Below are 13,205 nucleotides of genomic sequence, written 5' to 3'. Positions count from 1 at the left end.
GACCCGTTATGGACCGAGCCCGGCAAGAGGCTCTGCGCTCGACCAATACCGGACTGAGTAACCAGCTCGGGCGACTTCTCGACGCGGCCGAACGGGAGCAGGCTCGGCTGGCCGAGGTCTATCAGGGGCTGGAGACCTTCCGCCTGCAATCCGTTTCGCCGGACAAGTCGGTGGAGGTGACGGTCGATGCCGGCGGCGTACTCACCGATCTCTCGCTCACCGCCTACGCGCTGCGAAAATCCCCCGAGGAACTCGCCCGCACCATCGTCGAGGCGGTACAGGCCGCCGCCCATCATGCGAAAGAACACGGCGAGACCGTCGCCGCCCCCGAGGAGACCGATAGGTACGACCTCCCCGACTTCATGCAGGAGGCCCCCGCACTCGCTGATATCCGCTCCTATCTCCGGGGCGATCGCGGCCCCGCCGCCTGATCTCCCAGAGCCTGTGAACCGAGCTGTGACCTGCCTTTCGGACCTCCGCGCCCCCTACTTCCCATCGATGAGGAGGGCGCTGTCGATGCGGGATAATCCGGGCCTATCAGTTGGAGGCAGCGGATTTCGTGGTTCATCGACGAGAAGGCCGGCCGGGGATCTACCCGAGACGGTCTCATTGATGAGGTAGCCCCACGATGGCAGTGACGATGCCCGAATGGCTGCCCACGCAGGTAGTCGATTGGACGGTGGGACACTTCCCACTCGGCGACGAGACCACCATGCGCGCGGAGGCCGACCGCTGGTCGGAAAAGGCCGAGAAGGCCCGCGAGATGGCCCGGCATCTGGACGACCGGATCCGCCACCTTCCGGTCGCCCTCGAGGGCAAGGGGGGCGAGGGGCTCGCCCGCAAATACGAGGATACGAGGGATAGTTTCCTCGACCGGGCCGCCCACTGTGACAGCCAGGCCGAACAGCTGTACGACGGCGCCAACCAGATAGAGCTGCAGAAGATCACGGTCGTATCGTTCGCAGTGATCCTGGGCATCGTGATGATTCGCGCCGTTGTCATGTTCGGCTTCGGTGGCGGGATCGAACTGGCTGCCGCCAAAATTCGCACCGATACCGCGCTGCGGATCGCCTGGCAGAAGCTCCTGCAGTACCTGTCCGGGCAAAGTGCGAGGCTCAATGCCGAACGCGGCGCCTTGCGGATGGTCGGTATCGGGACCGGATTGGGTGTGCTCCAAGGCGGCGGAATCAACGCACTGGCGCAGCTGGAGCAGATCCACGACGGTGACCGGAAGGAATTCGACGGAAAGAGCGCCGGGATCGCCACTGCCGCAGGCGGGTTCGGTGGCCTCTTCGGGGTGGCGTTCGGCATGTGGTTCGGGAAACACGTCATCCCGGCGACGGCGGCGCTGGCCGAACGCGCCGGCAGCACAGCAACACGCGCCATGATCCAAATCGGCGGCACCGTGGCGGTCGCTGTCCCCAGCGGACTGGTCGGTGGCATCGTCGGCGTCGGGACGGCGATCGGGTTGTCCGGTGAGGGCTTCACCAAGGATGCCTTCATCGAAGGGCTGATGCCGGCTGTCACGGGTAGCCTTCTCGGCTCGGCAGGGTTTGCCGCACGCGATATCCGCGCTTCGATGTCAGCTGCTCCAGCGACAGCAAGCGGGGACAGGGCCATCGTCAGCAGCCACGATCCGAATCTCCGCGGGTCCGAGACTTCGGCCGCCGGCCTCTTCGACAGGCTGGCCGCACAAGGACTCGTCACCAGAGACTTCGATCCGAACAATCCCACTGTCCACCGGCAGCAGATGGACCAGTTCACTTCGGCACTACAACACGGCAACGAGGCGCTGAGCGCACCGCCCCCGGCACCGGCGACAAACAACAGCAGCAGCCCGAGGCTCACCGGCCCCGTCAGCATCGATCTCCCATCCGGTGTCACCTCCACTGTGGAACCGATCGCGGCGGCACCGAAGCCGGACAAGTTTGCGACCGACCTCGGGGATGCTCCGACCACACCCGCCGATTCCAAGGCGGCGGGCAGTGTTCAGTCAGCGGCCGACAACGGTGTCAACAGTGGGCCGCCCACGGTGGGAGATCCCATTGCGCCTGTCAAGAGCGCGGAATCGGTCACAGGTCCACCGCAGCCCGGGACTCCCGACGGGCCTCAGCAGGCTGCTGCCGGCTCCCAGGAACCCGCGATGGTTGCGAACAAGCCGCACCTCGCCGACGGCGAACAGGCCGAGGCACTGCCCCGCCCCGGCAAGCAGGAGGCCGGAGAGCTGCCGCCGGAGAGCCCACCCCGCGTGGCCGCCACTTCAGGGGACGATCCGGCACCGCCGGTGAACAGCGAACCAGAGCCTCTTGTTTCGATGGCGACTGCCGCGGCCGACCGCGCACAGCAGAGTCCCACGACGGTAGCCGAGGCCGGACCGGTCCCCGCTCCCGAGCCGGTCGCGCCCGGGCCACGCAGCGCTCCGACTCCCGAGCCGGCGGACCAGAACGCCGGGCCGGTGATGACGGTCATCAGTCCCGAAACGCCGGCCCCGCCCGCCGGCGCACCTGCTCAACCCGCCGGCGCCGGGGGCGGTCCCGGGCCACGGCCCGCACCGCATCCGGCGAGCGGTGAAGCTTCGCCCGCCCCCGCCGGGCGCGGTGAGCAGCCCGCGGCGGGTGGAGGTAAGCAGCCACCGGCGGTGTCTGCTCCGAAAACCGCTGCCGCGGAGACACCCCCGCCGGTCGGGCCGGACGGTCCCGTTCGGGGAAGTGCTGAAGATGTGGTTGTCCAGCAGAAGCCGGCGGGCGCCGACAAGGACAGTGGAACAGCGCCCGGATCGCACGGCAAGGAAACGGAAGCCCCCAAGCAGCCGCTACCCACTGACGAAAACAACGGCAAGACGCCGGCGCGGTCCAACGACCCGGAATCCGGACGTCCGGGCGATGACAGCACCAACCAGCAACAAGCGAAGAACGAACCGGATACCACCGGAAACGATGGCACGCCGTCTCGGCCTGAACATGCTCGCGCACAGGATGACTCGGATCCGCCGCCCGCGGCCGGCAGCGAAGACCCCGCCGCGGCCGCACGGGCGCAGGCGAGAGCCGAAGTAGAGCAGCGCATTGCGGGTGAGCGGCAGCAGAACGAACTGGTGCGGGAGCACCACCGGCAGCGGGTCGCGGAAGCCGCCGAGCGCGAACGGGCGGCCCATGCCGAGCTGACGCGTCAGGAGAAGGCCGTGCGCGTGGCGGAGGCGCACGAGCGGGCCACCCGTCTCAGCTCCGACGACCGGATGCGGGAGCTGTCCGGGCAGGGCACGGCAACGGATCGAGTGGCCGTCGAAGCCTCGCATGCTGCCCAGGAACAGCTCCGGCAGGCCCATGCGAAGTTGTCCGAGAACCGGGAGGTATACGAGGCGGCGGTGGCAGCGCACGACACCGCAATGCGCGCGCAAGCCCGTGACCTGGTGGAAATCTCGGACAAGTCCGGGGTTTCGCTCATGAACGACTTCGAGGCGGGGATCCTCACCGATCGCGACGCGGTGTTCGACGTGGTCGCCCAGGAGCGGGTCCGTACAGCCTTGGCGGCCGGTCGCGCGATCGGGGAATTGCGAGACCCGGGCAGCACGGCCGACGGCACCAGCCCGATGGCCGCTGCCTCACCGGAGTCATTGGTCGAGACCATGGTGCGGGGCTCCAGGGAGGAGCGGGTCGCGGCGATGACGGAGTGGATCCGCCGCGGTGATGATCGACATCGCCTGGTACGAGAAACGCAGGCCGCGGCGTTCCTGCTGCTGGAGCACGGTCCGGTCGATATGAAGACCGGCGAGGGTAAAACCATCGTCATGGTCATGAAAATGGTCAGCGATGCCGTCGATCACGGGACGGCGCACGCATGGACCAGCAGTGATCTGCTCGCCGGGGAGCTGGCCGGCGAGTTGCACGCGTTCGTCGCGCGGCCGGAATCGGATACCGGTGTCGATGTGGTCCGGATGGACCAGGACGGTCCGCTGCCGGAACCGGAGCCCGGCCGCCGGCGGATCATCGTGGGTACCAAAGAGGACTACATGTTCCGCGCGTTGAAGGTCGCCGATTCGATGATGACCGACCTCACAGCCAGAGGCATGCCGCATCCGGAGGTGACGGCACTGCGGGAGTTCCTCAATACGAAACCGTCGATCGATCTGATCAAAGCACGGCTGGATACCGCCGCCGCCGAGCACGGACTGGACGTCCGGTTCGAACCGTTCCCGGCGGGAAAGCTCACCATCGATGAGTTCGACACCATCTACGACGGCAACTCCGAATGCGTGCTCTCGCCGGGGGCAGCCGAGGAAGCCCCACCCGAGGTAGTCGCCCAGCTGGAGGGGATCTGGGAACGTCTGACGACCGCCGAACGCGAACACGGCTTGACCGCAGCAGATTTCAAACGGCCCGAGAACACCCGCGGAATGTGGGCCGCGGAAACAACCCCCGCGGCTGTCGCCAAACTCGACAAGGTAGCGGGTTCCCCTGTCACCGTCTCGGAGCTGAAGCAGTTCGCCGATGCCGCCAACGCCCGCTGGGGCTTGGAGAAGGGGACCCATTACATCACGAGACCGGACGAGGGCGAGGGCGGAAAGATCGGCGTCCTGGCGCACGAAACCAACGACAAGGCGATGTGGGACAGGACGAAGTCGACCGAGGTCCGGTGGCAGGATGTCGGGCAGTTCGTCGATCTCAAGGAAGGACTGCCCGTCCGGGCGAATCAGGAACATTCGCTGCGGATGTCGGATCAGCAATTGATCGGCAGTGAGTTGCTGTTCGACCCGTCCGGTTTGTCGGGGACCATGAAGGGCGTCGAAGGTATCACCTACGACCTGTACGGTGTCGGGCCGGTGCCGGAACTACCGACCTTCTACACATCGAACCGGACAGTCGAGATGCCGCTGGACTTCGCGAACACGCAAGCCAAACTCATGGGCCTGGCCCGCGATATCGTTACGGACGCCAACATTGTCGACGGCGTGCAGACCGGTCAGCCGCAGTGGATCACCTTGATGGACAACGGCGAAGCCCGGGGCAACCCGGAAGCAGGGCAGCCCGGCCTGATCGACCATCTCCACACGATGGCGCGCGAACGGTACGGGGACGATTTCGAACTGAAATTCCAGATAGTCGATGCGGAGTTCTACGCCGAGCACGGCGGGAGCAACGTCCATTCCGAGGCACTCGTCCGCGGGATGATCGAGAAGTTCGGAAAGCCCGGCGATATCTTCATCATCAACAAGGAGGGCGGCCGCGGCGCCGACCCCACACCGACGAAGGAATCGATCGAGCTCGGCGGTGTACTCGGCAAAACCAGCGGCGGACCGGCGTTCTCGGACCGGGTCAACGACCAGGTCGACGGCCGCGTTGCCCGCGGCGGGTCGGGCGACGACCGCGAGAACGGCGGTACGCCCGGGAAAACGGTTCACTACATCTCGCCCGAGGACTTCCGCGGCCGGGTCACCGACCACGGCGTCACGCAACAGATCGTCAAGTACACGAATGCCGTCGAGGCACACCAGCTTGCGCTGGAGCGGCATGCACAGCTCAACACCGAGACCACCCGAATCGAGCTGAACAACGCCAAACGGTTCTTGGAGCAGGCCCGGACAGACCTCTTGGAGAGGGCCGTCCCGGCGATGAAGGACGCCGTCGAGCAGGATCAACTCGCCTCCAAGTACGCGAGCGCGAAGCAGGCCAACGCCCCTCCCGCCGACGCACCCGGCACTGCGACCCAGCAACCCCAGCATCCGCCGCCCCAGAGCGCGGACACGGCGGCACCACACACGACCGGGCCCGCTCCACACGTGACCCCGCAGGCACAGCCCGCCGCGGCCGCCGCCCACCACGACACCTCCGTGCCGACCGTGGCCGGCCTCGCTGCCGGGACCGCGGCCAACATGGTTTCCGGCAACCCGCCCGCCGCGCCGAACTTGCGCGAAGAGCACGGCGACAGCACCCTCCGCCACCTACTGCAGTTGCTGGACGCACCGGGCGGACAGGCCGCCGCGCCGTTGCTCCCGGTGGCACAGGCTGTGCGCGACGCAGCAATCGCCCAGGTCGAGGCGCAGGGCATTCCCATCGGCACGAATGTCGCCGACCACCTGCGCGAGACCGCACGGAACCTGCTGGACACCCATGTCGATCAACTCGATCCGGCGCAGCGTCAGCTCGTTACCGACGCCGGGACGGCACTGCAGCAGGGCCGCGCTCTCGCGCCCGCGCAGGCCGCTGCTGTCACCCAGTTGGCCGAGCAGGTGCGGACCCCCCAGCCCCTCCTTGCGAACACACCGGACACCACCGTTCCGTTCGACCTGTTGCCCGCCCAGGACCGCACCGAAACGCTGCAGCGGGCGCAGCAGGGCGACCGCTCCGCCGCCCAGGCTCTGGACCGGCATTTCGGCCCCGCCACCGCCCAGCGCATATCTGCCGTACTCGGCTGGAACGCGGAGCTCGGCACACCCCCCGCGCCGATCCAAGTCCTGGCACACGCAGTCACCCGTGCCACGCTCGGCGCCGCCGATGCCGGTGGCTGGCAGGTTCCCCCGGGCGTGGACATCGGCGACTGGCTGCTCGGCGAAGCACGAGACACGTGGCTCGACGGCCTCAATCTGCTGAATCCCGCCGCCCGTCGGCTGGTCACCGATGCGCTGACTTCGCAGTCCCGCGACGATTTCACCGCCGCTCAGGTCGCGTTGTTCGGGTGGGTGGCGCAGGAGATCGTCGTACAGGCAGGCGGTTCGACAATCCAGCGACAGCGGTCCTCGGCCGAGGACCGGACAACCCGGGTGAATGCGGCGGAGAAAGCCGAGTCCGAACGAAATACCAAGCAGGCCATCGCCCGGCAGTTGTTCGAAACGTACGGGGTCGAGGTGCTCGGGCTGGACAAGCCGGGGATTTCCGTCGATACGGCACTGTCGATCAGGAATGCGATAGTCGACGGCTACGCCGCGAGAAACGACCTCGACGATATTCAGCTCGACGTTGTACTCATTGCTCCCCTGGTCGGCAATATCGGTGGCTGTATCTGGAGTCCTCATATCGGCGAGGAGACCGCCCGGACCTTCATGGTCCTCAACGAGGACCTCTTCGGCGACCCGGCGAAATTCCGGGAGACCATGCGCGAAGCGGTGGAGGCGGGCCGCCTGATGGCCCCGACCGGCGATCCCGCGTACGACACCGTCAGCCACGAGATGGGCCATCTGCAGGACAAGAACGCCCGGCAGGGCATCTACGCCGTCCACCCGATGGACCATTCGCGTATCGGTCCCGTCGGGAAAGAGAGCAGCCAGGACTCGAAAGAAGCACGTGCTTTCGGCTACCTGTTCGCACATTTCACCGAGCTGAAGACATTCGGTTCGCTGCCGCCGGAAACCAGGTTCGACGACTGGTTGGGTCAGCTGGATGCGTACAGCAGCAGCAAGAAGAAGTCGATGAATCCGGAGGAAGATCGCCTGTTCCGGGCCTTCGACTCTTGGCTGAGCGGATTCGAGAGTCGCGCGAATTTCGACGAATGGCTCCGGGGGTCCGGAATCGCACGGGGAGGGATCGACGACCGGCGTCGATCCGGCACCGAGCTTGCCGGCGGATCGAGCTGGGTAGATCTGGAAACCGTATACAAGACCTGGCTGAACAAGCTGGACGCTGACACCCGCCGGCGAATACGCGCGGGCAAGGATGACGGCCCACCCCCCACCTACCGGGATCCGGACGCGGAGCGACTCGGGCTCGACGCGGCGAAACTCCAGCTGGGCGCACTCAAAGTATTCAACCCGGCGGAAGCCCTGGCCGAAGCGAAGAACGCCTTCGGCAAATCCGCCCCGGCAGACCCCACCCACCCTGCGTACGCCTTGCAGGCCCTGCTCCGCGGCGTTTCCTATGCCCAGGTGTTGAAGGACGCCGAAATACGTAATGCCCTGGTGCAGGCGGACTATCGCGGGCCGGTCCCGGCTGCGTCCGAGTACGGCGCGAGCATCGCTCCGAAGGGTCCGGCTGTTTCCGTATCCGAGGCATGGCGCTCGAAGACCCCCGCCGAGCGGGCCGGCTACGTGAAACAGCAAGTCGCGTATCTGAACCCTGAGAGAGGCGACAAACCCGGTTTCGTGCTCGACGAACTGGTCCGGCTGGAGGAGCAACAGCGTGCCGACCTGGCCGCGCAGCAGGAGCGTGCCGCACACCCCACCACGGATGAGCCCGGCAGTACCGCAGCACCAGAGGGTTCACCGACAACGGTGCCGTGGTCCCGCACGCGGGAAGTTGTTCCGGTCGCCACCGACCTCGGCCGTTCCGACGGAACCGGCTCGGAACCGGACGGTGCCGCGCCGCTACCCAGCGTTCGAGACCTGGTGGCCGACCCGGAAAGTCTGCGCCGGCTGCGGCAGCAGTGTGATGCGCTGCGGCAGCAACTGTCCGAACTCAGCAACGGACGCGCCGACCTGTCGACTCCGGCCGCGGTGTCGACGTTGCTGGGGGCACTGCTGAGTCTGAGCCGGCAGGGCAAGCTGAACCCGAACCAGGCGCGGGCACTTCCGCTGGTCGAGGAATACAGCGAGAAGTCGAGCCTCCTCGCAGCGGCCGAGCAGGTACGCAGCGAGTTCCGCGACTACAAAGCAAATTCTGCTCGCGGCACCGACCAACCGGATCACCACAAAAACCCCAGCGGCCCCGTCGCCATCGATCTCGACGATGCCGACGAGGGTCCTGGTTCTATCCCCTCGGCCCGCCCGGGGGCCGGTATCGCGCAGAACGGTGAGAGTGTCCAGCAGGCGATCGCGGCACAGCTGTTCACGGCCACCGGTATCGAGGTATTGGGGCTGGACAAGGTTTCCGTCGAGACGGCACTATCCGTCCGGAACGCGATCGCCGACGCCCTGGATGCAGACCCGAGTATCTATCTGGCGGCAGTAGTCGTGACACCGATGGGGTTCGGAACCTACGCCGCTGCGGACACACCGCTGGGCGGGCAGGATCCGGTCCTGTTCCTCAATGAGGACTACTTCACCGATACGGACTCCTTCCGCAGCGACCTGGAACGAAATGTCCGAGCCGGATACCGGGCGGCACCGACCGGTGACCCCGCATACGACACTGTTCGCCACGAAATGGCCCACCTCCGGGATCTTGCCGAACTGATATCGCAGCATGCTCCCCCGATGTCAGCGGAGCGATATGCCACGCTTCAGGAGCTGAGGAGTCTGGGGCGTCTACCGTCGGATACCCGGTTCGACAGACGGCTGGAATACCACAATCAGCTGGCACCGAAAGCATTCGGCTTCCTCCATGAATACTTCGAAGGACTGCGCCACGCGGGAGATCTTGCACCGGACGCTCGATTCGATGAATGGCTGGCTCAGCTCAACGGTTACAGCTTCGAGAAAAAGCAGCTTCGCCCCGGCGAAGAGAAATACCACACGGTGTGGGACCCCGAAGACGCAGAATCCGTTCCACATTTCGGCGAGTTGCCGGTCTTCAATCCCGCGGAGGCACTGGCCGAGGCGGAAATCTCTTTCGGGAACAGCACAGCGGCAGACCGTACACATCCCGTTTACGCCCTGCAGGCATTGCTGAACGGTCGCACCGTCGCCGAAGCATTACGGGACGGGCCTGGTCACGCCACCGGCATTCCGGATGCCAGAGACCCCGTTCCGGCCACTTCGGGATTCGCCGCAAGTACCGCGCCCGACGGTGTCGTTGCTTCGCTCGTCCGGAAGTGGCGCGGAATGAGCGCCGCTGACCAGGCAAAACCACGGGCGGCCGACCCCGAACTCGAGTACTTCGATGACTACGGTGCACCGAAATACGTTCTCGACGAGGCGGCCCGGCTGTGGGATGAGCAGCAGACCGAGATCCAGCAGGCCGGCACCTCCCGCGCCGACGAAGGCATTACCTCGCCTGCCCCCCGCGGTCCCGATACGGCCGCCATCGACCTCGACGCACCGAAGTCCGTGCAGACAGCCCTTGCGGACCAGCTCGGCCTGCCGCCGAGCGCGGTGACGCCGGGATCGCTGCGCCTTGCAATTTCGCTTCTCGTGGAACAGGTTCGAGTCGCCCAGCCAGGCGTAGTGGCCGCCCTCGACGGAAGCGAACTCGCACTGTGGCTCGGCGAACAGCTCCGGCTGCACGCCGATCAGGAGAAGGCGACGACCAGCGCGGGTTCGTCCATCAATCTCGATATGTTCGAGGGCGCCCCGGCCACCGCCACTCCGAAAGAAGCCGGGCAACAACCAGATCCGCTGAACCAGAAAGGATTCAGTGACCGCCGGGCAGCACTCGACCGCGAACTCCAACAGCTACTCGGACTACAAGAACTGGGCCCTCCTCATCCGGCTACCACCGGTGAGCTACTGGCAGAGCTGCACTGGGCCGCCGACCTGATGGGCTCATCGGAGCTCGCACAACTTGCCGACCATGGCGAGATCCTCCTGCACAGCGGCACCGAGCAGCACACCCCGCTCACCGGCTCGTTGAACGCGATACAGATACACGCGATGCGCAACCAGCTGGGCCGGGCCTCGGGTGTCGAACCCGGCGCGGTGACCCGCGAACTTGCCGCCGGGTTGGCCTCCGACAGCACTGTCACTCCGCAGATCCGACGCTTGGCCGAGCGATATCGTGAACTGTCCCCGGCCGCAACGAGGCAGAAACCCACCCGCACCGATATCGCCTGGCTGGCAGGCGTCGGCACGGCGTACATCAGCAAGGTCTTCAACGGCAAATTCAATGAGAAGCAACCGTGGCACGGCGAGACCACCCAGCGCGTTCTCGCCGCGGCCCAGCATCTCGGCGTGCTGCCCGATCGTCACGACGTAACAGCCCTTATCGATCGGACCTACGTCACCCAACGTATCCGGCCGGGGCGGTGGGTCGGAAACGAGTTCGTCCCGGCGCAGATCAAACCGCAACCGAGCCGGGAAACGTTGGCCGCAGCCGCGGGCGCCGCCAAAGCGATGGTCCGGGACGCAGTAAAAGGAGCCGCCACACCCCACGATCTGCGTCTGATCCGCGAAGCGGCCGACAAGGTCGGGTTCTGGTACCACCCGGACGGACCGATGGGAACTGCCGACCCCACCACAACTCCGCAACCGACCACCGGCCCGGCACACACGCCGAAACCGGTAAACGGCGGCGATCCGGTCGCCATCGACCTCGGCGACGAGGACGGGGAACCCGACCCAATGCCGACGCAGTCGAGCGTCCAGCAGCCCATCGCGGCCCCACTGCAGCAGCAGGAACGCGCGGTCGACAGAGCAGCCGCACATAACGCGGCACCGTCCGAACCCATCGTTTCGGGGCTCCTGCCGGAGGCATTGGAAGTGGCCGGACTTCTGGATCTGGCCCCCGAGCTGATCACCGCGGCGACGGTGTTGAACTCGATCAACCCGATCCAGCGGGCCCTGCGGACTCTCGACGGAGCGGCGCAGCGCCGTGTGGCCGAGGACAGCGGCGTACCGGCTCTGCGGGATTGGCTTCGCGCGCGAATCACGCTGGCCTGGGAGCTCCACCGGGCAAAAGAAGACCGCGAACCGATACTCCGGATAGTGGACCTGAACGGCCGGATCATGCGGATGGATGGTGACCTGCCCGGACTGCTGGAGGAGCTGAGCACTCCCGCGGGCGCGCCGAGCACCATCTCGGGGAACGGCCCCACGGCTCCGGCAACGCCGCAGGTGAGCACAACGCCGAGTGACACGGTGCTACCGCCGAGGCGGGATGTCGCCGGCGTGGCCGAACCGAGCAACGATCTGCTGTACGGAATACGCGGGCTCGCGGCGGCGAGCGGGAACCAGCAGGTCACCGCTTTCGTCACGGCGGTATCCCAGTTCCTCGATGCGGCCTTTGCTGCGAGCCACACCCTTAGACCTTCTCTACCGGAACCGTTTGCCGGACCGACGGAAGCCGAGCGCGGATCGGCCGCAGCGGCCTATCGCGCTGCGGGATCGCGGGCGACTGCCGAGTCGATTTTCGGGCCGGCGCGCGACCCGAGTGGCGAAATGCGGAAACGGCGTGCGATCCAGGACTGGTGGGAACAGCTGTCTTCGGACCAGCGGCGCGCGGTCATCCGGGATGCGCCGGAAGCTGTGCAGCGCAACGGCAGAGTACCGGTCGTTTACCGCGACCATTCGAACGCGGCGAGCGAGCTGATACTGCGCCGGGTCGTGGCAGATCTTTCCGCGCGCCCCTCCGCCGAACTGGATACCCCCGAACGCCAGCTACTGGATTACGCGCGCCGGCTCTGGGGCGATCTCGTCCGCGCCGAGCAGCGCGCCGAGCCCGGTTTCACGGTGACCCTGCTGCAATTCGACCCGGAGAGCCTCATCAGCCTCGTCGGGTACGCGCTGGCCGATACCGAGATCGAGCACTCCCCGTTCTGGACCTTGCGCGTCGGCCCCGACGACTTCACCTGGGTGGACCGTCTTTTCGAACCGGGCCCCGGCGACGGTGTCACGGCGGCGCATCCGGGCCGGCGGCACGGCGGCCAACCCGGCCACGATTTCGATATCTCACTGGGTCCACGCGGAGTCGGCGGAACGCCGCAGACCGAGACCGAACAGACCGCCACGGCGGCACTGGCACGGGAACGCTTCAGCCACTGGCTGACCACCCGGTACCAATGGCGCAGTATCGACGGAGCCGCAACAGCGGCGGCCACGGTCGAATCACAGGTGCGCGCCGCGCTGGCGACCAGCACCGGTGAAGTCCGGGTGGTCGCCCGGATGGGCGGCGGATTCTACGGCGAACGCGCTCTGGTAGTCGAGATCATCGACAACAACCCGGATACCGCGGACGTGCGGCACCTCGGGGTGGATTACGAGACCGGGGTGATCCGGTTCGACACCGTGAAATCCACCTGGTTCCTGTTCGGCGAGGCGATGCTCTCCCCACTTCTGCCACCGGGTATCGCCGCCTATGAGGTATTGGGTGCGCGGACTTTGGACGGGTTCGCCCCCGACGCCGAATTCCGGTGCGCGCGCATGGCCCTGCACCGTCTCGGGCTCCCGCCGGAGCGAACTCCGGGTTTCGAACAGACCCACCGCCCGCCGTACCCGCAACCGCTGCCCTGGCCGGCGGACACGGTCGGCGCCATCACCGTCGACCCGACATCCGGTGCCGAATCGGCCACCTACGCCGCGGCGATCGCCGCGCCCGCCGACCGGTTCCGTGCGGTCGGCCTCGGTCTGGCGCAGAACATTGCGCTGACCACCGAGGACCGGCCAGGGTTCGTCGACGCCGACGAATTCG

General features: G+C 66.7%; 2 protein-coding genes (1 of these 2 cut by a window edge). Both read left to right on the top strand.

The genetic code is table 11. The annotated features are described in order from the left end of the window. Positions 1–8: 8 nt before the first annotated feature. Positions 9–431, top strand: coding sequence for a YbaB/EbfC family nucleoid-associated protein (locus ACIA75_RS18740; RefSeq protein ID WP_397105525.1), 423 nt, complete (start codon positions 9–11; stop codon positions 429–431). 197 nt (positions 432–628) lie between these two features. After that, a protein-coding gene (locus ACIA75_RS18735; RefSeq protein ID WP_397105523.1) for an MFS transporter crosses the window boundary here: on the top strand, positions 629–13,205 show its start. Its footprint extends 18,542 nt past the window's final position; only the first 12,577 of its 31,119 coding nucleotides appear in the window; it begins with the start codon at positions 629–631; its stop codon lies off the right edge, out of view.

The organism is Nocardia sp. NPDC051750 (assembly GCF_044453135.1).
In the GTDB taxonomy this organism is placed as follows: Bacteria; Actinomycetota; Actinomycetes; order Mycobacteriales; family Mycobacteriaceae; genus Nocardia.
The sequence above is the reverse complement of the archived record's forward strand: the minus strand, read 5'-3'. Positions and strand labels throughout refer to the sequence as shown.